The organism is Streptomyces sp. NPDC096012, assembly GCF_040426375.1.
GTDB lineage: Bacteria > Actinomycetota > Actinomycetes > Streptomycetales > Streptomycetaceae > Streptomyces.
Genome location: NZ_JBEOTD010000008.1, coordinates 72,566 through 96,697, shown reverse-complemented (window position 1 = coordinate 96,697; position 24,132 = coordinate 72,566). Strand labels below are relative to the sequence as shown.

Sequence of the window (24,132 nt, the reverse complement as noted above, 5' to 3'; positions counted from 1 at the left end):
GTGTCACCCGGGGCTCGTATGAGAAGCGCCCTACTCGCCCAGGCGGTTGGCGGTGTGCACCGCCCGCAGGACCGCGGCCGCCTTGTTGCGGCACTCCTGGTCCTCCGCCACCGGGTCGGAATCGGCCACGATGCCGGCTCCGGCCTGCACGTACGCCGTGCCGTCCCGCAGCAGGGCGGTGCGGATGGCGATCGCGGTGTCGGAGTCGCCGGCGAAGTCCAGGTAGCCGATGCAGCCGCCGTACAACCCGCGCCGGGACGGCTCCAGTTCGTCGATGATCTGCATCGCGCGCGGCTTGGGGGCGCCGGAGAGGGTGCCGGCCGGGAAGCAGGCGGTGAGCACGTCGAAGGCGGTGTGGTCCCCGGCCACCCTGCCGGTGACGGTGGAGACGATGTGCATCACGTGCGAGTAGCGCTCGATGGACATGAAGTCGACGACCTCGACGGAGCCGGGCTCGCAGACCCGGCCGAGGTCGTTGCGGCCGAGGTCCACCAGCATCAGGTGCTCGGCGCGCTCCTTGGCGTCGGCGAGCAGTTCGTCGGCCAGGGCCTGGTCCTCCTGCGGGGTGGCCCCGCGCGGCCGGGTGCCGGCGATGGGGTGCACCATCGCGCGTCCGTCCTCGACCTTGACCAGGGCCTCCGGCGAGGAGCCGACGACGTCGAACCCGTCGAAGCGGAAGAGGTACATGTACGGCGAGGGGTTGGTCGCCCTGAGGACCCGGTAGACGTCCAGCGCGCTCGCCGTGCACGGGGTCTCGAACCGCTGGGAGGGCACGACCTGGAAGGCCTCGCCCGCGCGGATGCGCTCCTTGACGTCCTCGACGGCCGCCCGGAAGTCGGCGCCGCCCCACAGCGCGGTGTACTCGGGCAGCTCCGAGGGCGGCAGGACGGCCGGGGGCTGGGCCACCGCGCGCGTGAGGTCGGCCTCCATCGCGTCGAGGCGGGCCACGGCGTCGGCGTAGGCCTCGTCCACACCGGTGTCGAGGTCGTTGTGGTTGATCGCGTTGGCGATCAGCAGGACCGAGCCCTCCCAGTGGTCCATGACCGCGAGGTCGCTGGTCAGGAGCATGGTCAGTTCGGGCAGTCGCAGGTCGTCGCGCTCACCGGGGCCGATCTTCTCCAGGCGACGGACGATGTCGTAGCCGAGGTAGCCGACCATGCCGCCGGTGAAGGGCGGCAGGCCCTCCTGGTGCGGGGTGTGCAGGGCCTGGATCGTGGTGCGCAGGGCCTGGAGCGGGTCGCCGTCGGTGGGGACGCCGACGGGCGGGGTGCCGAGCCAGTGGGCCTGCCCGTCCCGCGCGGTCAGGGTGGCGGCGCTGCGGACGCCCACGAACGAGTACCGGGACCAGGAGCGGCCGTTCTCCGCGGACTCCAGCAGGAAGGTGCCGGGGCGCTCGGCGGCCAGCTTGCGGTACAGCGCGACCGGGGTGTCGCCGTCCGCCAGCAGCTTGCGCGTGACCGGGATGACGCGCCGGTCGGCGGCCAGTTTGCGGAAGGTCTCGAGGTCCATGAACGGTGACCTTACTGATCCGAACGGGCGGGGCCGGAATCGGCGCCCCCGCGCAGGACGTCCTCGTCGAAGCAGGTGCGCGCGCCGGTGTGGCAGGCGGCGCCGACCTGGTCGACCTTGACGAGCACGGTGTCGGCGTCGCAGTCCAGGGCGACCGACTTCACCCACTGGAAGTGGCCGGAGGTGTCGCCCTTGACCCAGTACTCCCGGCGGCTGCGCGACCAGTAGGTGCAGCGGCCGGTGGTCAGCGTCCGGTGCAGGGCCTCGTCGTCCATCCAGCCGAGCATGAGCACCTCACCGGTGTCGTACTGCTGGGCGATGGCCGGGAGGAGCCCGTCGGCGCTGCGCTTGAGGCGCGCGGCGATCTCCGGGTCGAGGCTGCTGGGCCGGGGGGTTCCGGTCGTACTGGTCATGGGTGCCATTGTGCCGCGCCGCACCGACACGGCCGGAGGCGCGTCCGTTGGGCGGACCGATCACCTGGTCGTAGGGTGACAGCATGTCGACCTTCGCCAAGCGTGAACGGCTCCTGCTCGCCGACCTCTTGGAAACCGTCGGGCCGGACGCCGAGACCCTCTGCGACGGCTGGCGGACCCGGGACCTGGCCGCGCACGTGATCGTGCGTGAACGCCGGCCGGACGCGGCCGGCGGCACGCTCGTCAAGCAGCTCGCGCCGCGTCTGGAGAGGGTGATGGCCGAGTACACCGCCAAGCCGTACGAGGAGCTGATCCAGCTCATCCGCACCGGCCCGCCCCGGTTCTCGCCCTTCCAGCTCAAGCAGATCGACGAGGCGGCCAACATCGTCGAGTTCTACGTCCACACCGAGGACGTCCGCCGCGCCCAGCCCGACTGGAGCCGGCGCGAACTGGACCCCGTCTTCCAGGACGCCCTGTGGTCCCGGCTGGAGCGCACGGCGCGGCTGGCGGGCCGTGGGGTGCCGACGGGTCTGGTGCTGCGCCGCCCGGACGGCCAGACGGTGGTGGCGCACCGGGGCGCTCCGGTGGTCACGGTGACCGGTGAGCCGTCGGAGCTGCTGATGTTCGTCTTCGGCCGGCAGAACGCCGCGGCGGTGGACGTGGAGGGCGACGCGGAGGCGATCGAGAGGCTCCACGAGTCCAAGCAGCTGGGCATCTGAGAGGGGCCACCCCGTGATCAAGGTGGCGATGACCGGGGTGTACGTGGACGACGTGGCGCAGGCGCACGCCTTCTACACCGACGTCCTCGGCTTCGAGACGCGCACCCGCCTGGACCTCGGGGACGGCAGGCTGTTCGTGACCGTCGGGGCGCACGGGGCCCAGCCGGACGTGCAGCTGCTGCTGGAGCCCGGACAGGGCCCGATCGCCGAGCCGTACCGCGGCGCGCTGTACCGGGCCGGCATCCCGTGCATCGTCTTCTCCGTGGACGACCTCCGGGCCGAGTACGCGCGGCTGAGCGGCCTCGGCGTCCGGTTCACGCACCGGCCGCGGCAGCGGGGGCCGGTACTGGCGGCGGTCTTCGACGACACCGTCGGCAATCTGGTGCAACTGGTCCAGCCGAAGCAGTGAGCGGTCGGCCGGGAGTCCGGTCAGCGGTCGGCCGGGAGTCCGGTGAGCCGCCGGCCGGGAGTCCGGTGAGCCGCCGGCCGGGGGTCCGGTCGTCAGCCGGGGAGTTCGGCGCGGCGCAGGTCCGGGACGACGAGGGCGACGACTCCGCCGAGGCCGCAGACGGTGGCGCTGGCCACGAAGACCGGTCCGAGGCCCCAGGCGCCGATCGCGGCGGCCGCGAACGGCATGCTCAGCGGGGCCAGGCCGAGGCTGACCAGGGCGGCCACGGCGGTGACCCGGCCGAGGTAGGCGGGGTCGGACCGGGTCTGCAGCAGGGCCCCGCACAGGGCGCCGCTGAGCCCGGCGAGCAGGCCCACGGCCAGCGCCACGCCGACGGCGGCGGCGAGCGCGGGGACGAAGGCGAGCGCGCCGATGGCCACCGCGCCCGTGACGCACGCGCACCCGATGACCAGTCCGGCCCGGGGCACTCGGCCCCGCACGGTCAGCAGCAGCGAGGCCGCGCCCGCGCCGGTGCCGAACCCGGCGAGCACCCAGCCCATCCCGGCGGCGCCCCAGCCGCGCCGCTCGGCGAGCAGGGTGAGGCCGACGTTGAGCGGGCCGACGAAACCGAGGTCGCCGAGGGCGATGGCCAGCACCAGCGGGGCGAGGACGCGATGGCGGCGGATGTAGCGCAGGCCCGCGGCGAGGTCGCCCACGGCGGTGGTGCGGGCGGCCCCGGGCGTGTCGTCCTCGGGCAGGTCGCCCACGCGCACGCAGATCAGCAGTGGGACGGAGACGGCGATGAGCACCCCGGCGAGCAGGAAGGCCCCGGCCGCCCCGCCGACGGCCACGCCGAGCCCGCCGAGCGGGGCGCCGACCACGGTCGAGAGGCGGATGGCGAGGCCGCGCATGCCCTGCACCCGGGCCAGCTGGCCCTTGCCGGTCAGGCGGGCCGGCAGGGCGCCGACGGCGGGCATGAAGACGGCGTCGACCGTGCCGAAGACCAGCGCCAGCAGAGTGAGCGGCCACAGCCCGGGGCCGGCGAGGAACAGCAGGGCGGCGACGGCGAGAACGGCGGCGCAGCGCACGGCGTCGCTGCCGATGACGACCCGGCGCGGGCCCAGCCGGTCGGCGAGCACTCCCCCGCCGAGCATGAGCACGGCCCTGGGCACCGCGCTGACGGACATCACGGCACCGGCCTGGGCCGGGCTGCCGGCCTGGACGGCGGCCCAGGACAGGGCGAGGTAGTAGACGCCGTCGCCGAGCATGGAGGAGGTGTAGGCGGCGAGCCAGCGCAGGACGTTGGGGTCCCGGTGGGCGGCGCGTTCCCCGGTGCTGGGGCTCGCCGGTATGTGCGGGCCGGTCACGGTGTCGGGCACGGACGGGCCCTTTCTCAGTCGCGGAACGGGAAGCCGTACACGTGCAGGGCGACGTGTTCGCGCTGCTCGGTCCCGCCCGCGGCTTCCGCGGCCCGGCCCCGCTCGTCGTACCTGCGCAGGACCGCGACGAGTTCGTCCTTCAGCGCGGTGAGTTCCGTCGGGGTCAGCCGCATCCAGGACTCGCTGTCGATCGACGCGGTGTTCCACTCGGGGCTCCACGTGGCGCGTTCGTCGAGGTAGCGGCGGTAGCGGTCGGTGCGCTGGTCGTGAAAGAGGCGGGTGGCCGCCAGGTGGGCCGCGGCCCTCCCCGGCTCCCCCCGGAAGTCCTGGTCCCGGATGGCCACCCCGTCCGAGGCGGCCTGCCACCACCGCTCCCGGGCGTCCCCGGTCTGCGGCGGTGCCGCCTCGATCAGCCCGTGCTCGGCGAGCTTGCGCAGGTGGTAGCTGACCAGCGACACGGCCTCGTCCACGCGCTCGGCGAGCTGGGAGGCCGTGGCGACCCGCTCGACGCACAGCAGGCGGTAGAGGTTCGCGCGCAGCGGATGGGCGAGGGCCTTCAAGGTGCCCACGTCGGTGATCCTGCGGGGCTCTTCGCTCGGCGGCATGCGCTCACCGTAGATACGCAAGAGAAGTTGCGCAACGAACTTTGCGCAACTTCTCTTTCGCGTTTCGCGCCCGTCACGCCATGCCGGTACGGCGGCCGGCACGACTCACCCCCGTAGGGGGCCCGGCGTCACTCCTGTCGGGGCCCGGCGTCACTCTCGTCGGGCCCGGCGCCACGCCCGTACGGCCGGCCCGCGCGACGACACGTGCGGCGGCCCCGCGGCGGCACTCCCGCGTACGTCCGCGACAGCACTCCCGCTCGTACGGTCCGCGACAGCACTCCCGCTCGTACGGTCCGCGACAGCACTCCCGCTCGTACGGCGGGTCCCCGGCTCGGCGCCGCGTCAGCGCACCGGGTGCCCCGCCTCGCGCAGCGTCTGCTTCACCTCGCCGATGCGCAGGTCGCCGAAGTGGAAGACCGAGGCGGCCAGCACCGCGTCCGCGCCCGCCTCGACGGCCGGCGGGAAGTGGGTCAGGCTGCCCGCGCCGCCCGAGGCGATCACCGGAACGCCGACGTGCTTGCGGACGGCGGCGATCAGCTCCAGGTCGTAGCCGTCCTTCGTGCCGTCCGCGTCCATGGAGTTCAGCAGGATCTCCCCGGCGCCCAGCTCGGCGGCCCGGTGCGCCCACTCGACGGCGTCGATGCCGGTGCCCTGTCGGCCGCCGTGGGTCGTGACCTCGAAGGAGCCGGACGAGCCGGCGCGGCCGGGGGTGCGGCGCGCGTCCACCGACAGCACCAGCACCTGCCGGCCGAAGCGCTCGGCGATCTCGCGGATCAGGTCCGGGCGGGCGATGGCCGCGGTGTTCACGCCCACCTTGTCGGCGCCCGCCCGCAGCAGCTTGTCCACGTCCTCGGCGGTGCGGACCCCGCCGCCGACGGTCAGCGGGATGAACACCTGCTCGGCGGTGCGCCGCACCACGTCGTAGGTCGTCTCCCGGTCGCCCGAGGAGGCGGTGATGTCCAGGAACGTCAGCTCGTCGGCGCCCTCGGCGTCGTACACCTTGGCCATCTCGACTGGGTCGCCCGCGTCGCGCAGGTTCTGGAAGTTGACGCCCTTGACGACCCGGCCGTTGTCCACGTCCAGGCAGGGGATGACCCGTACGGCCAGCGTCATGCGGGCACCCCTCGGAACGCCTCCACCTCGACCTCGACGACCAGGCTGGGGTCCACGAAACCGGAGACGATGATCATCGACGCGGCGGGCCGGACGGTTTCGAACAGCGCCTTGTGGGCGCGCCCGACCTCCTCCACGTCGCGGGCGTGGGTGATGTACATGCGCGTGCGCACGACATCGTCGCGGCCGAGGCCCAGCTGCCCCAGCGCGGCCAGGGCGACGTTGAACGAGTTGACCGCCTGCTCGTACGGGCCGCCCCCGGCGATCTGCCCGTCCACGATGGACGTGCAGCCCGAGACCAGCACCAGGCCGTTCGGCAGCTCCACCGCGCGGGAGTAGCCGAATTCCTCTTCCCAGGGCGCGCCGGTCGACACGCGTCGTACGTCACTCACTTGGCCACCGCCTCCAAGGCCTCTTCCAGGGTGAACGCCTTCGCGTACAGGGCCTTCCCGACGATGGAGCCCTCGACACCGAGGGGTACCAGCTCGGCGATGGCGCGGAGGTCGTCCAGGGACGACACGCCGCCGGACGCCACGACCGGGCGGTCGGTGGCGGCGCAGACGTTCCTCAGCAGGTCCAGGTTCGGGCCCTGCAGGGTGCCGTCCTTGGCGATGTCGGTGACGACATAGCGGGCGCAGCCCTCCTTGTCGAGCCGCGCCAGCGTCTCGTAGAGGTCGCCGCCGTCGCGGGTCCAGCCGCGGCCGCGCAGGGTCGTGCCGCGGACGTCCAGGCCGACGGCGATCTTGTCGCCGTGCTCGGCGATGACCTTGGCGACCCACTCGGGGGTCTCCAGGGCGGCGGTGCCCAGGTTCACCCGGGTGCAGCCCGTGGCCAGGGCGGCGGCGAGGGTGTCGTCGTCGCGGATGCCGCCGGACAGCTCCACCTTGATGTCCATCGCCCGGGCGACCTCGGCGATCAGTTCCCGGTTGTCACCCGTGCCGAACGCGGCGTCCAGGTCGACCAGGTGCAGCCACTCGGCGCCGGAGCGCTGCCAGGCGAGGGCGGCCTCCAGCGGCGAGCCGTAGGAGGTCTCGGTCCCGGACTCGCCGTGCACGAGGCGTACGGCCTGGCCGTCGCGGACGTCGACGGCGGGGAGGAGTTCGAGCTTGGCCATGGTCTACAGGGTTCCGATCCAGTTGGTGAGGAGCTGGGCGCCGGCGTCGCCGGACTTCTCGGGGTGGAACTGGGTGGCCCACAGGGCGCCGTTCTCCACGGCGGCCACGAACGGCTTGCCGTGCGTCGACCAGGCGACCTTGGGGGCCTCGATCAGCGGGCTGTGCGACTCCAGGGCCCACTCGTGGACGGCGTAGGAGTGCACGAAGTAGAAGCGGGCGCCGGCGTCGAGTCCGGCGAACAGCCGTGAGCCGGCCGGGGCGTCCACGATGTTCCAGCCCATGTGCGGCACCACGTCGGCCTGGAGCGGCTCGACCGTGCCGGGCCACTCCTCCAGGCCCTCGGCCTGGACGCCGTGCTCGATGCCCCGCGCGAAGAGGATCTGCATGCCGACGCAGATGCCCATGACCGGGCGGCCGCCGGACAGCCGGCGGTCGATCACCCAGTCACCGCGGGCGGCGCGCAGGCCCCGCATGCAGGCGGCGAAGGCGCCGACACCCGGCACGAGCAGGCCGTCGGCGGCCATCGCCTGGTCGAAGTCGCGCGTGATCTCCACGTCGGCGCCCACGCGCGCGAGGGCGCGCTCGGCGGACCGGATGTTGCCGAAGCCGTAGTCGAAGACCACGACCTTCTTGGTGCTCAATTCCACACCTCCAGCCGCATGACGCCCGCGACGAGGCACAGGCCCGCGCCGATCGAGAGCAGCACGATCAGGCTCGCGGGCATCTTCTGCTTGGCGAAGGAGACGATGCCGCCGACCAGGAAGAGGCCGACGACGATCAGGAGGGTCGACAGACCGGTCATGGGTTAGAGCGCGCCCTTCGTGGAGGGGAGGATGCCGGCCGCGCGCGGGTCGCGCTCGGAGGCGTAACGCAGCGCCCGGGCCAGCGCCTTGAACTGGCACTCCACGATGTGGTGCGCGTTGCGCCCGTACGGCACGTGCACGTGCAGCGCGATCTGTGCCTGGGCGACGAAGGACTCCAGGATGTGCCGGGTCATCGTCGTGTCGTACTCGCCGATCATCGGCGCCATCTTCTCGGGCTCGGTGTGCACGAGGTAGGGACGGCCGGAGAGGTCGACGGTGACCTGGGCGAGGGACTCGTCCAGCGGGACCGTGCAGTTGCCGAAGCGGTAGATGCCCACCTTGTCGCCGAGCGCCTGCTTGAAGGCGGCGCCCAGCGCGAGGGCGGTGTCCTCGATGGTGTGGTGGGAGTCGATGTGCAGGTCGCCGTCGGTCTTCACCGTCAGGTCGAACAGACCGTGCCGGCCGAGCTGGTCGAGCATGTGGTCGTAGAAGCCGACCCCGGTGGCGATGTCGGTCCTCCCGGTGCCGTCGAGGTCTATCTCGACGAGGACCGAGGTCTCCTTGGTGGTGCGCTCCACGCGTCCTACGCGGCTCATACCTGGGACTCCTTCTTGACTTCACGGACCGCGTCGAGGAACGCGTCGTTCTCTTCGGGGGTTCCGGCGGACACCCGCAGCCAGCCCGGCACGCCGTTGTCCCGGACCAGGACACCGCGGTCGAGGATCTTCCGCCAGACCGCGTGGGCGTCCTCGAAGCGGCCGAACTGCACGAAGTTGGCATCGGACTCGGTGACGTCGTAGCCGATCGCACGCAGCTCCGCGACCAGCCGGTCCCGCTCCGACTTCAGCTGCTCGACGTAGCCCAGCAGCGTGTCGGTGTGCTCCAGCGCGGCCAGCGCGGTCGCCTGGGTGATCGCCGAGAGGTGGTACGGCAGCCGGACCAGCTGGACAGCGTCCACCACCGCGGGGTGCGCGGCGAGGTAGCCCAGGCGCAGTCCGGCCGCACCGAACGCCTTCGACATGGTGCGCGAGACGACCAGGTGGGGGCGGCCGGCCAGCATCGGCAGCAGTGAGTCGCCGTGGCTGAACTCGACGTAGGCCTCGTCCACGACCACCATCGACGGCTTGGCCGCCTGAGCCGCCTCGTACAGCGCGAGGACCGTCTCCGGCGGGACCGCGTTGCCCGTGGGGTTGTTGGGGGTGGTGATGAAGACGACGTCCGGCCGGTTCTCGGCGATGGCCCGCTCGGCCGCGGCGAGGTCGATGTCGAAGTCCTCGGTGCGCGGGCCGGAGATCCAGCCCGTGCCCGTGCCGCGCGCGATCAGCGCGTGCATCGAGTACGACGGCTCGAAGCCGATGGCCGTGCGGCCCGGTCCGCCGAAGGTCTGCAGCAACTGCTGGATGACCTCGTTGGAGCCGTTGGCCGCCCACACGTTCTCGACGCCGAGCGGGTGCCTGCCGGTCTTCGTCAGGTACGCGGCGAGCTCGGTGCGCAGCTGGACGGCGTCCCGGTCGGGGTAGCGGTTCAGGCCGCGGGCGGCCTCGCGCACCCGCTCCGTGATCCGCTCGACCAGCGGCTCGGGCAGCGGGTAGGGGTTCTCGTTGGTGTTCAGCCGTACCGGGACGTCCAGCTGGGGCGCGCCGTAGGGGGACTTGCCGCGCAGCTCGTCGCGGATGGGGAGCTCGTCCCAGGGGGACACAGAGGGGTTGCCGGTCACTTGCTCTCGGGTACCTTCCAGCCGAACCTCGCCTTGATCGCCGCGCCGTGTGCCGGCAGGTCCTCCGCCTCCGCCAGCGTGACCACGTGGTGCGCGACCTCGGCCAGCGCGTCCCTGGTGTAGTCGACGATGTGGATGCCGCGCAGGAAGGACTGCACGGACAGGCCCGAGGAGTGGCAGGCGCAGCCACCGGTGGGCAGGACGTGGTTGGACCCGGCCGCGTAGTCGCCGAGCGAGACGGGGGCCCAGGGACCGATGAAGATCGCGCCGGCGTTCCTGACCCGGTCGGCGACCGCCGCGGCGTCGGCGGTCTGGATCTCCAGGTGCTCGGCGCCGTACGCGTCGACCACCCTCAGGCCCTCCTCGATGCCGTCGACCAGCACGATCGCGGACTGCTTGCCCGCGAGGGCCGGGCGGACCCGGTCCTCGACGTGCTTGGTGGCCTCGACCTGCGGCTGGAGCTCCTTCTCGACCGCGGCCGCCAGTTCGGCGGAGTCGGTGACGAGGACGGCGGCGGCCAGCGGGTCGTGCTCGGCCTGGCTGATCAGGTCCGAGGCGACGTGCACCGCGTCGGCGCTCTCGTCCGCGAGGATCGCGATCTCGGTGGGCCCCGCCTCGGCGTCGATGCCGATCTTGCCGGTGAAGTAGCGCTTGGCCGCGGCCACCCAGATGTTGCCCGGGCCGGTGACCATGTTCGCGGGCGGGCAGGACTCGGTGCCGTGGGCGAACATCGCGACGGCGGTGGCACCGCCGGCCGCGTACACCTCGCCCACGCCGAGCAGGGCGCAGGCGGCGAGGATCGTCGGGTGCGGCAGGCCGCCGAAGTCGGCCTGGGCCGGGGAGGCGAGCGCGATGGACTCGACGCCGGCCTCCTGCGCGGGCACGACGTTCATGATCACGGAGGACGGGTAGACCGAGCGGCCGCCCGGCGCGTACAGCCCGACGCGGTCGACCGGCACCCACTTCTCGGTCACCGAACCGCCCGGCACGACCTGGGTGGTGTGCGTCGTACGGCGCTGCTCGCGGTGGACCAGCCGGGCGCGGCGGATGGACTCCTCGAGGGCGGCGCGCACCGCCGGGTCGAGGCCGGCGAGGGCGTCGGTGAGCGCCTGGGCCGGGACACGGACGGATTCCAGCCGTACTCCGTCGAACTTCTCGGCGAAGTCGATCAGCGCCGCGTCGCCCCGATGATGCACGGCTTCGCAGATCGGGCGCACCTTCTCCAGGGCGGCCGCTACGTCGAAGTCGGCTCGGGGCAGCAGGTCGCGCAGGGCGGGGCCCTCGGGGAGGGCGTCGCCGCGCAGATCGATTCGGGAGATCACAGTCCCAATTCTCTCAGACCGGCGTCCGCGGCCGTTCGCGCGTATCAATGGCTGATACAGAACGCGGGCCAAACGCTGGTACATAGGGTGGCCGGAACCCGGAAGATCGTGTTCACGCATGGTGTTCGAGGTGTCACGCAACGGGCATGAACGCCAGTACGACACACGTGACTCACGAGTAGCCCGCACGGGCGAGGGAGAAGGAGAGCGGTGACCGAGGGGACCGGCCCGCGCGAGGGGGACCTGCCGGACGACCTGACCGCGGCCGAGGCGGGCATGTGGCAGGCCTTCCGCAACGGCAGCGTGTACGACCTGAGCAGCGGGGACGCCGTCGTGGACGATCCGCACGGCGGTCACCCCTGGGGGCCCGGGCGCACCGTGCGGGCGCGCATCGTGTGCTGGCTGCTGCTGGACGGCCCGCCCGCCCTGGCGGGCCGGGTGGCGGCCCTGAAGCTCGCCGGGGTCCGGATCACCGACCCGCTCGACCTGGCGGGCGGCACGGTCAGGCCGTACGTGGAACTGCGCGGCTGCCGCTTCGACGAGGAGGTCAGGCTGCCGGAGGCCCGGTTCACGACCGTGCGCCTGGTGGACTGCCAGGTACCCCGGCTCGAGGCGGCCCGGGTGCACACCGAGGGCGACCTGCACCTGCCGCGCTGCCGCTTCCAGAACGGGGTCCGGCTGACCGACGCGCACATAGGCACCGATCTGCTGCTCAACCAGGCGATCGTCTACCGCGACCGCAGCGGGCGGTCGATCGCGGCGGACGGCATGACCGTCGGCCAGGACCTGCAGGCGGAGCTGCTGGAGTCGCACGGCGAGCTGAGCCTGCGCGGCGCGAAGGTCGGCGTCTCGCTCAGCCTGCGCGGCGCGAAACTCGCCAACCCCTACTCCCGGCTCGCCCTGAACGCGCCCCAGCTGACGGTCGAGCGCACCCTGTACCTCACCCCGGCCGGCGTGGGCAGCCCGCTGCTGAGCGGGACGACACCCGCGCGCGGGACGCGCATCCAGCCCTTCGAGTGCCGGGGCGGGGTGCGCCTGGACGACGGGCGGTTCGGGGACGCCGTCGACCTGCAGCGGGCCCGGTTCACGCTCACCGAGGACCAGGAGCTGTCGCTGCGCCGGGTGCAGACGCCCGAGCTGCGGTTCCTCTGCGACAAGCCGCAGCACGGCAAGGTGGCGCTGTCCGGCGCCAGGATCGTGAACCTGGTGGACCGCGCGGGCAGCTGGCCGGAGGCCGGCAATCTGCACATGGCCGGGTTCGCCTACGAGAACCTGGTCCCGCAGGGCCCCTTCCCGCTGACCCGGCGCCTGGACTGGGTGTCGGCGGCCACCGCCGAGTACGCCCCGGAGCCGTACGAGCGGCTGGCCTCGGTGCTGCGCGCGGCCGGGGAGGACGAGGACGCGCGGGAGGTGCTGCTGGCCAAGCAGCGGCGGCGGCGCGAGACGCTGCCGCTGGCCGGGAAGTTGTGGGGCTTCGTGCAGGACTGGACGGTCGCCTACGGCTACCGTCCGGGCCGGGCCGCGGTGTGGATGGCGGTGCTGTGGGCCGCGGGCACGCTCACGTTCGCGCACGCGGACCATCCGCCGGTGAACCACGACGGGCACCCGTCCTGGAGCGCGGCGCTGTTCACCCTGGATCTGCTGCTGCCGGTGATCGATCTGGGCCAGGCCGGGCAGTGGCGGCTGCGCGGCGGCTGGCAGTGGCTGGCGGCCGCGATGATCCTGCTCGGCTGGATCCTGGCGACGACGGTGGCGGCGGGGGCGACCCGGCTGCTGCGGCGGAACTGACCCGGCGGCTGCGGACACCCGGCCGTCGGGCCACGGGCGTCCGGCACCCGGCCGGCGGGCCACGGGCGTCGGGCACCCGGCCGGCGGTCGGCCCGGCCGACGGAGCCCACTCGCCACCTGTCACCCTTTTGCCCGTCCTTGACCATCGGGCGTACAACCTTCCGCGACTTGCCGTGATCCTCTGGCGCCGCCCCGACCTGCGGACTTTCAATGGTCGACACCATGGCTCTGCTGCCCTCGTTCATCCGCCCCACCCGGATGACCAAACGCTCCGCGCGCCCCGCCGGCCGACCGCCGGCCGGCGACGAGGCCGTGCTCGACGCGCCCGACGACCGCCTCTCGCCCGCCCTGGTCGCCGCCGGCCGGGGCGAGTACACGGCCGCGGCCGAGCTGCTGGCCGCGACCCGCGCGGCGGCCGACTGGGAGAACCACGACCGGTACGTCAGGCGTCTCGCCGCCTTCGCCCGCTCGCGCCCCGAATGGTTCGAGGAGTGGCGCGCGGCCGCGCCCGACGGCCCCGACGCGCTGCTGCTCGGTGCCCAGCTGGCGGTGGACCGCGCCTGGCCCTCCCCGGCCCGCGCCGAGCTGCTGCGCGAGGTGAGCCCGCTCATCACGGCCGCCGCCCGCGCCGACGACCGCGACCCGGTGCCCTGGCGGATCGCGCTCGACCACGCGCGCGGCTCCCGGGCCGGGCACCGCTACTTCGGGGAGCTGTGGGAGGCGGCCGTCCGGCGCGCCCCGCACCACTACGGCTGCCATGTGGCCGCCCTGCGCTATCTGGCCGCGTTCTGGCACGGCGCGCACCAGGAGTGCTTCGACTTCGCCGACCGCGCCGCGCAGGACGCCCCGGCCGAGTCGCTCGTCCAGGCGCTGCCGGTCCGGGCGGCCTTCGGCTATCTGACCGACGGCTGCGGCCCCGAGGTGCCGCGCCGGCGGCTGGACGCGGCGGCGGACCGGGCGGTCGCGCTCTCCGGCCGGTTCCCGGCGGCCGACCCGTGGCCCGCCGAGGTCCGCAACAAGCTGCTGTACGTCCTGCTGCGACTGGGCCGCCCGGAGGACGCGCGCGTCCAGCTGCGCCTGATCGGCCCGTACGCCACCTCCTTCCCCTGGGACCGGCTCTCGGAAGACCCGCTGGGCCACTTCCTGCGGGTGCGCGAGCACCTCCTGACGGGCGGTTCGCGGGCCGTCCCGGCGGGGCTGGTCCATGGGCCCGCTGACCCACCGGACGGGCACGGCGGACACGTGCGCGCCGGCGACCACTAGGCTGGGGCGCCGTGACCACCGCCCGTCTCCCGCTCTTTCCGCTGAACTCGGTGCTGTTCCCGGGGCTCGTGCTGCCGTTGAACGTCTTCGAGGAGCGCTATCGCGCCATGCTGCGCGAGCTGCTCAAGACCCCCGAGGACGAACCGCGCCGTTTCGTCGTCGTGGCCATCCGCGACGGCTACGAGGTCTCGCCGACCGCCGCGGGCATGCCGGATCCCACGGCACAGCCCGAGCGGGGCCCCGCCGCCGGGTTCGGCCCCGACCCGCTGAAGTCCTTCCACGGGGTGGGCTGTGTGGCGGACGCCGCGACCATCCGGGAGCGGGCCGACGGCACCTTCGAGGTACTGGCCACCGGCACGACCCGGGTGCGGCTGCTGTCCGTGGACGCCTCGGGCCCCTTCCTGACGGCGGAGGTGGAGGAGCTGGCGGAGGACCCCGGCGACGAGGCGGGGGCGCTGGCCGAGGGGGTGCTGCGGTCCTTCCGCCAGTACCAGAAGCGGCTGGCCGGGGCCCGCGAACGCTCGCTGTCCAGCGGCGCCGACCTGCCGGACGACCCGAGTGTGGTGTCGTACCTGGTGGCCGCCGCGATGGTGCACGACACGCCCACCAAGCAGCGACTGCTGCAGGCCCCGGACACCGCGTCCCGCCTGCGGGACGAGCTGAAACTCCTTCGCTCCGAGACGTCCATCATCCGTAATCTGCCGTCGCTGCCCGCGTTCGAGCTGACGCGGACGCCGACGAGCCTGAACTGAGCGAGACCGGGAAGACCGAGGCCGAGACCGCCCCATGGCGAAGAAGCAGAAGAAACAGCAGTCCGGGGGCACGCCCGCCACGGTGGCCCTGACGGCGGCGGGCGTGGACTTCACCGTCCACTCCTACGACCACGATCCGGCGCACCCCTCCTACGGCGAGGAGGCGGCGGAGGCGATGGGCGTCTCCCCCGCCCGGGTCTTCAAGACCCTGGTCGCCGAGGTGGACGGCGAGCTGGTCGTCGGCGTCGTCCCGGTGGCCGGCTCGCTGGACCTGAAGGCCCTCGCGGCGGCGGTGGGCGGCAAGCGGGCGGCCATGGCCGACCCGGCCCTCGCCGAGCGCACCACGGGCTACGTCCGCGGCGGCATCTCCCCCCTCGGCCAGCGCAAGAGGCTCCGCACGGTCCTCGACGACTCGGCTCGGTCCCACCCGACGATCTGCGTCTCGGCGGGCCGCCGGGGCCTGGAGGTGGAACTGGCACCGGAGGACCTGGCGAAGCTCACGGAAGCGGTACTGGCTCCCGTCGGCCGGGCCTGAGCGGCACCCCGCCGCGGCCGGTCCGACGAACCCGAGCGGGACGCGGTACGGCCGCCGGCCGCCGGAACCCGAGGAAGACGGCGCCGGGCCAGTACGAGCGGCCCGGGAGGAGCCGGGCGAGCGGCCCCGGGAGGAGCCGGGCGAACAGTCCAGAAAAGCCCCGGGCGAGCGGCCGCGGGAGGAGCCGGGCGAACAGTCCGGGAAAACCCCGGGCGACCGGCCCGGGGAAGAGCCGGGCGAGCGGCCCGGGAAAACCCCGGGCGAGCGGCCCCGAGGAAGCCCCGAGCGAACAGTCCGCGAAAACCCCGAGCGAGCCGCCCCGGGAAGAGCCGGGGGAACAGGCCGGGAGAACCCCGAGCGAGCGGCCCGGGAAAACGCCGGGCGAGCGGTCCTGGGAAGCCGGGTGAGCGGCCCCGGGAAGGGGCCGGAGCCGGGTGGGTGGGGCCGGTTACGGCGCTTCGGGGTCTCGGGGGCCGAACAGCGCCATCAGTCCGAGGTGCACCAGCAGCGCGGCGAGCGGCCAGGCCAGCAGCGCCCCCTTCGCCCCGAGCTTCAGCGGCGCCGAGAACGTGACCCCCTTGCCCACGGCCTTCGCATGCGCGAGCACGTCGGACTCGGGCCCCAGCCACACCCCCAGCCGCCAGGCCAGCACGGAGCCGAGCAGCCCGCCGAGGCCGAGGGCCACGACGAGCGGCACCCCGCCACGCCGCCGCCACAGGAAGACGGCCACCGCGCTGACCAGTCCGAGGGCCAGAGCGAGCAGCGTGAACGTTCCGTCCACCCCGGCCGCCTGCTCCCCCTCGGTGTCCTTGAGGTAGACCACCCAGCTCCGGTCGACCTCGGCGCCGACCAGCGGCACGTGCGGAGCCAGCCACCACCACAGCAGTCCCAGCAGCACTCCGCCGAGCGCCACCGCCACCGTGATCACGGCGGCCTCCCGCAGTTCCGTCTTCATCCCGGGGCCGTCCTGTTCGTACGCGCCCGCGCCCGGCGCCCCGGCAGGCGGCGACGCCTGCCAGACCTGGTGCGCGGAGTGGTCGTGCGGCGGCGGGGGCGGAGTCAGCGGTGCGGTCACCCTGACATCGTGCCAGGTCGTGCTGTGCGCCGCGTCACCGGACGGCGGCCCTGCGGTACGCCCAGGTCGCCACCGCCAGCGAGACCACCCCGACACCCGCGCACACCCCCAGGTCAACCAGGACGACGGCCCAGTCCGGGTGTGCCCCGAAGGTCCGCGCGTACGCCTCCACGCCGTAGGTCGACGGCAGCAGGTCACGGGCCAGACGTACGATCCCCGGCATCCGGTCGGCGGGCAGCACACCCAGCAGCAGCGCCGCCGACATGCCCAGCTGCCCGAGCAGCGTGGCCAGCTCCGGCCGGGGCGCGAGCAGCCCGCAGGCGGCGCCGAGCCCGGCCAGCGCGGCGCCGGCGAGCGGGACCACGGCCAGCAGGATCCACAGGTTGGACAGCGGCAGCCCGAACAGCGCGCAGCCGAAGACGGCGGTCACCAGGGTCCCCGGCACGGTGAAGGAGGCGTACGCCGCCGCCGCGCCCAGCACCACCGCGGCCGGCGGCACCGGCAGGGTGGCGTAGTGATCGAGCCCGCCGCTGGCCCGCAGCTGCCCGAAGTACTGCGACAGGAGGTTCAGCGCCACGTACGCGACGACCAGCACGGACGAGCCGGCCACCACGGACTGGGCCTCGCCGCCGCTGTCCACGACGCCGCGCATCATCACCGTGATGCCGACGGACTGGAAGGTCGCCACGAACAGCAGCGGGATACGGGCCACCCGGGCCCGGGACAGCTGCGCGCGGTAGACGGCCACCAGCGAGGGCCACAGCCGCACGGGCGGGCCGAGCTCGGCCGCGGCCGGTGCCGCCTCGGGCCCGGTCCGGGCGCCGCCCGGCAGAACCTCGGCTGGTACGACACTCACGACGAACCGCTCCCCTTCGCTACGGCAGGCGCACACATCCATACGCATTCCGCGGCCCGCGCGCTCATGCCTTCACCAGCCCCTGCCGGGCCGCTCCGCCCAGCGCCAGGTAGACGTCCTCCAGGCTGGGCGTGGCGAGCGTGAAGTCGTCCAGAGCGGCGAACGCGGCCCCGCCGGTCACGGTGGCGACGACGGCACGGGCCTCCTCGGGCGCCAGCCGGAGCGTCCAGCGCCGGCCGGACTCCACCGCCCGCTCGCGCAGCACCGCGACCTCGGGCACCTCCAGCGGCGCGCTCTCCCGCCACACCAGCTCCACCCGCACCTCGCCGGCGACCCGTTCCTTGAGCCCCGCCGGGCTGTCGCAGGCGATGACCCTGCCCTGGTCCAGCACGGCGACCCGGTCCAGCACGGTCTCGGCCTCGATGACGTTGTGGGTGACCAGCAGCACGGTCGTCCCGTGTTCGGCGCGCCGCCGGTCGAGGGCCGCCCAGACCGCGCGCCGGGCCACCGGGTCCATGCCGGTGGTCGGCTCGTCCAGCACGAGCAGCGGCCGCTGCCCGACGAGGGCGGCGGCGAGGCAGGCGAGCCGCCGCTGTCCGCCGGAGAGCTTCTTCAGCGCCCGCCCGGCGATCGGAGTGAGCCCCAGCTCCTCGAGTACGGCGTCCCGCTCGGCCCGCGCCCGCCTCACGTCCAGGCCGCGCAGGCGTCCGGTGGTCTCGGCGGCCAGGGAGACCGTCAACTCGTCCAGGGCGGAGGACTCCTGGCCCAGGTAGGCGAGAATGCGGGCGGCCCGCTCGGGGTGCCTGACGATGTCGTGGCCGAGGATCTCCACACGGCCGGCGTCCGGTCGCAGCAGCCCGGTCAGCTGGCGTACGAGGGTGGACTTGCCGGCGCCGTTCGGCCCGAGCAGCCCGAAGACCTCGCCGCGCCGCACGTCCAGCTCGACGTCGTCGGTGGCCCGCACCTCGGGGGTGCCGGCCGTCCCGCGCCGCCCCTTGACGGCCGGGTAGGTCTTGCTGAGCCCGCGCACGCGTACGACCTCGACCTGCCGAGGTGCCGGTGCCGCGCGCGTATTCACAAGGGACGAGACTACGGGGTCGGGGGCCTTTACTCGCCTTTGGGGCCGATTCCGTACGTGACCCGCGGGAATCCCCGCCACGCCGGCGATCGGCCGCACCCGCCCGTGCCGTCCGCACCGGCGCCCGCGCTCACTCGGCCGTCCCCGCGGGCTCGGCGGCGGCCGGGACGTCGACCTCCCGCCAGAACCCCGCCCGAATGGCGTAGCGGTCGTGCTCGTCGATCTGGTCGTCCTTGTGGGCCAGCAGCCCGAACCGCGCCGCGTACCGCAGCAGCTCCCCGTCGATGCGGTGCGGGATGCGCGGGTACATCTGCGACAGCTTCTGCAGCTGGGGCTGGTCGCCGAGCCGGGACATCCAGCGGCGGGCGAAGACCTGACCCACTTCGTAGGGGTCGCCGCCGACGGTGGTGATGTCCTCCTCGCGGTCGGCCCACCGCTGCTCGGCCGTGGTGAGCTGGGCCAGCGTCGGCATGGAGGCGACCTCGGGCGGCTCCGGGACGGCCCCCGGGCGGTCCACCCAGCCCTTGTCGGAGGACCAGCGCAGGGTCGCCGTCGTGGGCTGCTGCGCGGCCTGGGGGCCCGGTGCGCGCAGCGCGGCGAGGTCCTTGGGGGTGGGGACGCCCTTGGGGCCGGGAAGCCGTTCCTGGGCGCCGTTCCGGGCCGGCGTGCCGCCCGGCGGGTGCGCGACCTGCTCGTCGGCGGCCCGGTCGGCGGTGGAGGAGAGCGCGGACTCGGGCAGCGGCGCCGAGAGGATCGCGGCGATCTCGGGGCGGGGCACGGGCGGCGGCGCGCAGACGCCGGTCAGCTCCTTGGCCCGGACGGCCTGGGTGATCCAGGCGCGGTCCAGCACCCGCCGCTCGTCGGCCTCGGCGACCAGGTCCTCGGACTGGTTGTAGTCCCCGTCGGCGGCCTGGACGGCCCACAGGTGGACGGCGACCCCGTGCTCCTTGGCGGCCATCATGCCGGGCAGCAGATCGCCGTCGCCGGTGACGAGGACGACGTCGGAGCAGGCGCCGTTGCGGGCCAGTTCGGTCAGTTCGGCGTGCATGGCCGCGTCCACGCCCTTCTGGGCCCACCTCCCGTCACTGCGCGTCAGGGCGCCCAGGCGGACGGTGACCCGGGGCATCACGCGCAGCCGCCGGTGCTCCGGCTGGGGGACCCGGTCGGGGGCGCCGTCGAACCAGTAGATGCGCAGCAGGGGCCGCTCGGTCTCCGCCTCCGCACGCTCGCGCAGCGCCTGGATCAGCGCGGTGTGGTCGACGGTGATCCGGGACCGCGAGGGCTCGCCGGCGAGGAGGCTGGCGGCGGCGCCCAGCAGATACCCGGCGTCCACCAGGACGATGCAGCGGTCCACGCGACTCACCCTCTTCCCGGGAGGTTTTGCTTCGGACTTGCTTCGAGTCTGCCCGACCGCGCGGGGGTTAACGGCCCGAACTCGATCATCGGCGTGGCGTTTGCGCCTGCCGTTCGCCCACCTCCCCTGTCACAGACGGTAATTATCCGACATGCGCCCGATATCAGCGTATGTGAATCTGGATCCGGCCCTGGCCCCTAGATCCCCCACAGGAGGCAGATCACCATGGCCAAGAACAAGAACCGCAAGCAGGCTGGCCCGCAGAACCGCGCCCAGCAGAGCGAGCACGCTCAGGAGCGCGCACAGCGTCCGTCGGCGGAGGAGCAGGAGTCTCCCATGGCGGGCGTCGCGGGCAGCCCCGCGGAGGTTGGGCGCAAGAAGCACAAGAGCTTCGGCCACAACTGACACAACTAAAGGGCACTTGAAGCCCGGTACGCACAGAGAAGGGGCGCACCCCCGAGGGTGCGCCCCTTCGCGTGTCGTCGCGCCGGCCGGCCGGGCAGGACGGGCCGAGCGGCACTGGCCGACGAGGCAGGACGGGCCGAGCGGCACTAGCCGGCCAGGCAGGACGGGCCGAGCAGCACCTTCAGGTCGCCGAAGAGCGCCGGGTCGGGCTTGACCCGGTGCCGGTCCAGGCGCAGGACGGTGGTCTTGCGCGGCCCCTGGAGCTTGATGCGGACCTCGCTGTCGCCCTTGTGGTGGCTGAGGATCTCGCCGAGCCGGCTGACCATGGGCGGGGTGACCCGGGTGGCCGGGATGGTGAGGACCACCGGCGCGTTGGTGCCCGCGTTGGACAGGTCGGGGACCATCAGCTCCATGGCGACGAGCCGCGGCACGTCCTCGCGCTTGTCCAGCCGGCCCTTGACGAAGACGACCGCGTCCTCGACGAGTTGGGTCGACACCAGCTGGTAGGTGGCCGGGAAGAACATGCACTCGATGGAGCCCGCGAGGTCCTCGACGGTGGCGATCGCCCAGGCGTTGCCCTGCTTGGTCATCTTGCGCTGCAGGCCCGAGATGATGCCGCCGATGGTGACGACGGCGCCGTCGGAGTGCTCGCCTCCGGTCAGCTGGGAGATGCCCGCGTCGGCCTTGTCGGCCAGCACGTGCTCCAGGCCGAAGAGCGGGTGGTCGGAGACGTAGAGGCCGAGCATCTCGCGCTCCTGCGCGAGGAGGTAGGTCTTCTCCCACTCGTCGGTGGTGAACTCGACGTCGAGGCCGAAGCCGGGCTCGTCGCTGGTCTCCTCGCCCATGCCGCCGAAGAGGTCGAACTGGCCCTCGGCCTCCTTGCGCTTGACCGCGACCACGTTGTCGATCATCGGTTCGTACTGCGCGGTGAGGCCCTTGCGGGTGTGGCCCATCGAGTCGAAGGCCCCGGCCTTGATCAGGGACTCCGTGGTGCGCTTGTTGCAGACGACCGCGTCGACCTTGTCGAGGTAGTCGGGGAAGGAGCTGTACTTCCCCTTGGCCTTGCGGCACTTGATGATCGACTCGACCACGTTGGTGCCGACGTTGCGGACGGCGGAGAGGCCGAAGAGGATCACGTCGTCGCCCTGGGCGGCGAAGTTGGACTCCGACTCGTTGACGTTCGGCGGGAGCACCTTGATGCCCATGCGGCGGCACTCGTTGAGGTAGATCGCGGACTTGTCCTTGTCGTCCTTGACCGAGGTGAGCAGCGCCGCCATGTACTCGGCCGGGTAGTTCGCCTTCAGGTAGGCGGTCCAGTACGAGACCAGGCCGTACGCGGCGGAGTGGGCCTTGTTGAAGGCGTAGCCGGCGAAGGGGACCAGGACGTCCCACAGGGCCTGGATGGCCTCGTCGCTGTAGCCGTTCCTGCGGGCGCCGGCCTGGAAGATGGTGAAGTTCTTGGCCAGTTCCTCGGGCTTCTTCTTGCCCATCACGCGGCGGAGGATGTCGGCCTCGCCGAGCGAGTACCCGGCGATGATCTGGGCGGCCTTCTGCACCTGCTCCTGGTAGACGATCAGGCCGTAGGTGACGTCCAGGACCTCCCTGAGGGGCTCTTCGAGCTCCTTGTGGATCGGGGTGATCTCCTGGAGCTTGTTCTTGCGCAGCGCGTAGTTGGTGTGCGAGTCCATGCCCATCGGGCCGGGACGGTAGAGCGCCGACACGGCGGAGATGTCTTCGAAGTTGTCGGGCTTCATCAGGCGCAGCAGCGAGCGCATGGGGCCGCCGTCGAACTGGAAGACGCCGAGGGTGTCGCCGCGCTGGAGCAGTTCGAAGGTCGTCGGGTCGTCGAGCGGGAGGCTCAACAGGTCGATGTCGACGCCCTTGTTGGACTTCACCATCTTGACGGCGTCGTCCATGATCGTCAGGTTGCGCAGGCCGAGGAAGTCCATCTTCAGCAGGCCGAGCGACTCGCAGCTCGGGTAGTCCCACTGGGTGATGGTCACACCGTCGGTGTGCCGCACCCACACGGGGACGTGCTCGGTGATGGTCTCGCTGGACATGATGACGCCGGCCGCGTGCACGCCCATCTGCCGGACCAGGCCCTCGACGCCCTTGGCCGTGTCGATGACCTTCTTCACGTCCGGTTCGTTCTCGTACATCGCCCGGATCTCGCCCGCCTCCGAGTAGCGGGGGTGCGAGGGGTCGGTGATGCCGTTGAGGTCGATGCCCTTGCCGAGGACGTCGGCGGGCATGGCCTTGGTCAGGCGGTCGCCCATGGCGTACGGGTAGCCCAGGACGCGCGCGGAGTCCTTGATGGCGTTCTTCGCCTTGATCTTTCCGTAGGTGCCGATCATGGCGACCTTGTCGGCGCCGTACTTCTCGGTCACGTACCGGATCACCTCGACGCGCCGGCGCTCGTCGAAGTCGATGTCGACGTCGGGCATGGAGACGCGCTCGGGGTTGAGGAACCGCTCGAAGATCAGGCCGTGCGGGATGGGGTCGAGGTCGGTGATGCCCATGGCGTACGCGACGATCGAGCCGGCCGCCGAGCCACGGCCGGGGCCGACCGCGATGCCCTGCTTCTTGGCCCACATGATGAAGTCGGCGACGACGAGGAAGTACCCCGGGAACCCCATCTGGATGATGACGTCCATCTCGTACTCGGCCTGCTTCTGGCGGTCCTCGGGGATGCCGCCGGGGAAGCGGCGCTCCATCCCGCGGCGGACCTCCTCCTGGAACCAGGTGACCTCGGTGTAGCCGTCGGGGATGTCGAACTTCGGCATGAGGTTGCGGGCCTCGAACATGCCGGTGGTGTCGATCTGCTCGGCGACCAGGAGGGTGTTGGCGCAGCCCTCCTGCCAGGCGTCCGAGGAGTCGATGGCGTACATCTCGTCCGTGGACTTCAGGTAGTAGCCGGTGCCATCGAAGCGGAAGCGGTCCGGGTCGGAGAGGTTCTTGCCGGTCTGGATGCACAGCAGCGCGTCGTGGGCGCCCGCCTCGTGCGCGTACGTGTAGTGGGAGTCGTTCGTCACCAGCGGCGGGATGCCGAGCTTCTTGCCGATGGCCAGCAGCCCGTCGCGGACCCGGTGCTCGATGTCGATGCCGTGGTCCATCAGCTCCAGGAAGTACCGGTCCTTGCCGAAGATGTCCTGGTAGTCGGCGGCCGCCTTCAGGGCCTCCTCCTCCTGGCCCAGCCGCAGCCGGGTCTGCACCTCGCCCGAGGGGCAGCCGGTGGAGGCGATGAGCCCCTCCGACCACTGGGAGATGGTCTCCTTGTCCATCCGGGGCCACTTCTGCAGCCAGCCCTCGGCGTACGCGTCCGAGGAGAGGCGGAAGAGGTTGTGCAGGCCCGTCGCGTTCGCCGCCCAGATCGTCTTGTGGGTGTAGCCACCCGAACCGGAGACGTCGTCCCGCTTCTGGTGCGGCTGGCCCCACTGGATCTTGCGCTTGTTGCGCCGCGACTCGGGGGCGACGTACGCCTCGATCCCGATGATCGGGGTGATTCCGGCCTTCTTCGCGGTATGGAAGAAGTCGTACGCCCCGTGGAGGTTGCCGTGGTCGGACATGGCGATGTGCGTCATGCCCATCTCGTTGCAGGCGTTGAACATGTCCTTGAGCCGCGCGGCACCGTCCAGCAGCGAGTACTGGGTGTGGACGTGCAGGTGCGTGAACGGCGGCTTTGACACGGTTTCGGCCTCCAAGATCGAACTACGGCGGCGAGGCGCCTCGGTGCGGGGCGGTGGTCGGGAGACGGGCGGGCGAACGAGCGTCGACGATCTTCCGACCGACTGCGGACAGTCTGGGGGACAGCGTCGAAGTCTATGCCCGGGCACTGACACCCGGCGGGCTTCCCCGCGTACCTTCGTCCGGGAACCGGGCACTCCGGCGCGGCGTCGCCCGTTGAAGACGGCGGAAGCGCCGTCGTACCCGTTCACGCACATCC

The 24,132-nt window shown here is 72.6% G+C and carries 24 protein-coding genes; 7 read left to right on the top strand and 17 right to left on the bottom strand.

What is annotated here, in order from left to right; translation table 11 throughout:
* Positions 1-30: 30 nt before the first annotated feature.
* Positions 31-1,509 carry an anthranilate synthase component I gene (locus ABVB68_RS11185; RefSeq protein ID WP_353600766.1) on the bottom strand — a complete coding sequence of 493 codons (1,479 nt, stop codon included), beginning with the start codon at positions 1,507-1,509 and terminating at the stop codon, positions 31-33.
* A gap of 11 nt (positions 1,510-1,520) precedes the next feature.
* The gene (gene hisI, locus ABVB68_RS11180) at positions 1,521-1,922 is read right to left on the bottom strand and encodes a phosphoribosyl-AMP cyclohydrolase (protein WP_353600765.1); all 402 of its coding nucleotides are present in this window, start codon (positions 1,920-1,922) and stop codon (positions 1,521-1,523) included.
* A gap of 83 nt (positions 1,923-2,005) precedes the next feature.
* Between hisI and ABVB68_RS11175 the strand changes: the two genes are divergently transcribed.
* Together ABVB68_RS11175 and ABVB68_RS11170 are read left to right on the top strand one after the other, a co-directional pair.
* Entirely contained in the window at positions 2,006-2,641 is a 636-nt protein-coding gene (locus ABVB68_RS11175) for a TIGR03085 family metal-binding protein (protein WP_353600764.1), read from the top strand.
* A gap of 13 nt (positions 2,642-2,654) precedes the next feature.
* Complete coding sequence (locus ABVB68_RS11170; protein WP_353600763.1) at positions 2,655-3,050, top strand: VOC family protein; 396 nt, start codon at positions 2,655-2,657, stop codon at positions 3,048-3,050.
* Positions 3,051-3,142: 92 nt separating this feature from the next.
* Here ABVB68_RS11170 and ABVB68_RS11165 read toward each other — a convergent pair whose 3' ends face one another.
* The 10 genes from ABVB68_RS11165 to hisD all read right to left on the bottom strand — a co-directional run bounded on the left by ABVB68_RS11165 (position 3,143) and on the right by hisD (position 11,083).
* Complete coding sequence (locus tag ABVB68_RS11165) at positions 3,143-4,408, bottom strand: MFS transporter (protein WP_353600762.1); 1,266 nt, start codon at positions 4,406-4,408, stop codon at positions 3,143-3,145.
* Positions 4,409-4,422: 14 nt separating this feature from the next.
* Entirely contained in the window at positions 4,423-5,013 is a 591-nt protein-coding gene (locus ABVB68_RS11160) for an ArsR/SmtB family transcription factor (RefSeq protein WP_353600761.1), read from the bottom strand.
* A 342-nt stretch (positions 5,014-5,355) separates the two neighbouring features.
* Positions 5,356-6,126, bottom strand: coding sequence for an imidazole glycerol phosphate synthase subunit HisF (hisF, locus tag ABVB68_RS11155; RefSeq protein WP_353600760.1), 771 nt, complete (start codon positions 6,124-6,126; stop codon positions 5,356-5,358).
* Complete coding sequence (locus tag ABVB68_RS11150) at positions 6,123-6,518, bottom strand: RidA family protein (protein WP_353600759.1); 396 nt, start codon at positions 6,516-6,518, stop codon at positions 6,123-6,125. Before ABVB68_RS11150 ends, hisF begins: the two co-directional genes overlap by 4 nt.
* On the bottom strand, positions 6,515-7,240 hold the full coding sequence (gene priA, locus ABVB68_RS11145; RefSeq protein WP_353600758.1) for a bifunctional 1-(5-phosphoribosyl)-5-((5-phosphoribosylamino)methylideneamino)imidazole-4-carboxamide isomerase/phosphoribosylanthranilate isomerase PriA: 726 nt from the start codon (positions 7,238-7,240) through the stop codon (positions 6,515-6,517). Before priA ends, ABVB68_RS11150 begins: the two co-directional genes overlap by 4 nt.
* A gap of 3 nt (positions 7,241-7,243) precedes the next feature.
* Positions 7,244-7,888 carry an imidazole glycerol phosphate synthase subunit HisH gene (hisH, locus tag ABVB68_RS11140; protein ID WP_353600757.1) on the bottom strand — a complete coding sequence of 215 codons (645 nt, stop codon included), beginning with the start codon at positions 7,886-7,888 and terminating at the stop codon, positions 7,244-7,246.
* Complete coding sequence (locus ABVB68_RS11135; RefSeq protein ID WP_353600756.1) at positions 7,879-8,043, bottom strand: CG2302 family histidine operon protein; 165 nt, start codon at positions 8,041-8,043, stop codon at positions 7,879-7,881. Before ABVB68_RS11135 ends, hisH begins: the two co-directional genes overlap by 10 nt.
* Before the next feature lie 3 nt (positions 8,044-8,046).
* The gene (hisB, locus tag ABVB68_RS11130) at positions 8,047-8,640 is read right to left on the bottom strand and encodes an imidazoleglycerol-phosphate dehydratase HisB (protein WP_030743584.1); all 594 of its coding nucleotides are present in this window, start codon (positions 8,638-8,640) and stop codon (positions 8,047-8,049) included.
* Positions 8,637-9,761, bottom strand: a complete 1,125-nt coding sequence (locus ABVB68_RS11125) for a histidinol-phosphate transaminase (RefSeq protein WP_503006070.1) — start codon at positions 9,759-9,761, stop codon at positions 8,637-8,639. Before ABVB68_RS11125 ends, hisB begins: the two co-directional genes overlap by 4 nt.
* Positions 9,758-11,083, bottom strand: coding sequence for a histidinol dehydrogenase (hisD, locus tag ABVB68_RS11120; RefSeq protein WP_353600755.1), 1,326 nt, complete (start codon positions 11,081-11,083; stop codon positions 9,758-9,760). Before hisD ends, ABVB68_RS11125 begins: the two co-directional genes overlap by 4 nt.
* Before the next feature lie 210 nt (positions 11,084-11,293).
* Between hisD and ABVB68_RS11115 the strand changes: the two genes are divergently transcribed.
* From ABVB68_RS11115 to ybaK, 4 genes are all read left to right on the top strand, one after another.
* A complete protein-coding gene (locus tag ABVB68_RS11115; RefSeq protein ID WP_353600754.1) occupies positions 11,294-12,871 on the top strand; it encodes an oxidoreductase in 1,578 nt (525 codons plus the stop codon).
* Between the two features lie 210 nt (positions 12,872-13,081).
* Positions 13,082-14,134, top strand: a complete 1,053-nt coding sequence (locus tag ABVB68_RS11110; protein ID WP_353600753.1) for a hypothetical protein — start codon at positions 13,082-13,084, stop codon at positions 14,132-14,134.
* 11 nt (positions 14,135-14,145) lie between these two features.
* Positions 14,146-14,886, top strand: a complete 741-nt coding sequence (locus ABVB68_RS11105; protein WP_353600752.1) for an LON peptidase substrate-binding domain-containing protein — start codon at positions 14,146-14,148, stop codon at positions 14,884-14,886.
* Positions 14,887-14,920: 34 nt separating this feature from the next.
* Positions 14,921-15,421: a Cys-tRNA(Pro) deacylase gene (gene ybaK, locus ABVB68_RS11100; RefSeq protein ID WP_353600751.1), complete on the top strand. Its 501-nt coding sequence runs from the start codon at positions 14,921-14,923 to the stop codon at positions 15,419-15,421.
* A 448-nt stretch (positions 15,422-15,869) separates the two neighbouring features.
* On the opposite strand, the gene ABVB68_RS11095 is transcribed toward ybaK, so the two are convergent.
* From ABVB68_RS11095 to ABVB68_RS11080, 4 genes are all read right to left on the bottom strand, one after another.
* Entirely contained in the window at positions 15,870-16,496 is a 627-nt protein-coding gene (locus ABVB68_RS11095) for an AAA family ATPase (RefSeq protein ID WP_353600750.1), read from the bottom strand.
* A gap of 34 nt (positions 16,497-16,530) precedes the next feature.
* Positions 16,531-17,352, bottom strand: a complete 822-nt coding sequence (locus ABVB68_RS11090) for an ABC transporter permease (RefSeq protein WP_353600749.1) — start codon at positions 17,350-17,352, stop codon at positions 16,531-16,533.
* Positions 17,353-17,416: 64 nt separating this feature from the next.
* Positions 17,417-18,430 (bottom strand): ABC transporter ATP-binding protein, encoded by a 1,014-nt coding sequence (locus ABVB68_RS11085; protein ID WP_353600748.1) that lies wholly within the window; start codon positions 18,428-18,430, stop codon positions 17,417-17,419.
* A gap of 130 nt (positions 18,431-18,560) precedes the next feature.
* Positions 18,561-19,784, bottom strand: coding sequence for an NYN domain-containing protein (locus ABVB68_RS11080; RefSeq protein ID WP_353600747.1), 1,224 nt, complete (start codon positions 19,782-19,784; stop codon positions 18,561-18,563).
* Positions 19,785-20,009: 225 nt separating this feature from the next.
* Here ABVB68_RS11080 and ABVB68_RS11075 point away from each other — a divergent pair, with 225 nt between their 5' ends.
* Complete coding sequence (locus ABVB68_RS11075) at positions 20,010-20,189, top strand: hypothetical protein (RefSeq protein WP_353600746.1); 180 nt, start codon at positions 20,010-20,012, stop codon at positions 20,187-20,189.
* 146 nt (positions 20,190-20,335) lie between these two features.
* Here the strand turns inward: ABVB68_RS11075 and dnaE are convergent, their stop codons facing one another.
* Positions 20,336-23,875 (bottom strand): DNA polymerase III subunit alpha, encoded by a 3,540-nt coding sequence (dnaE, locus tag ABVB68_RS11070; RefSeq protein ID WP_353600745.1) that lies wholly within the window; start codon positions 23,873-23,875, stop codon positions 20,336-20,338.
* Between the last annotated feature and the right edge of the window lie 257 nt (positions 23,876-24,132).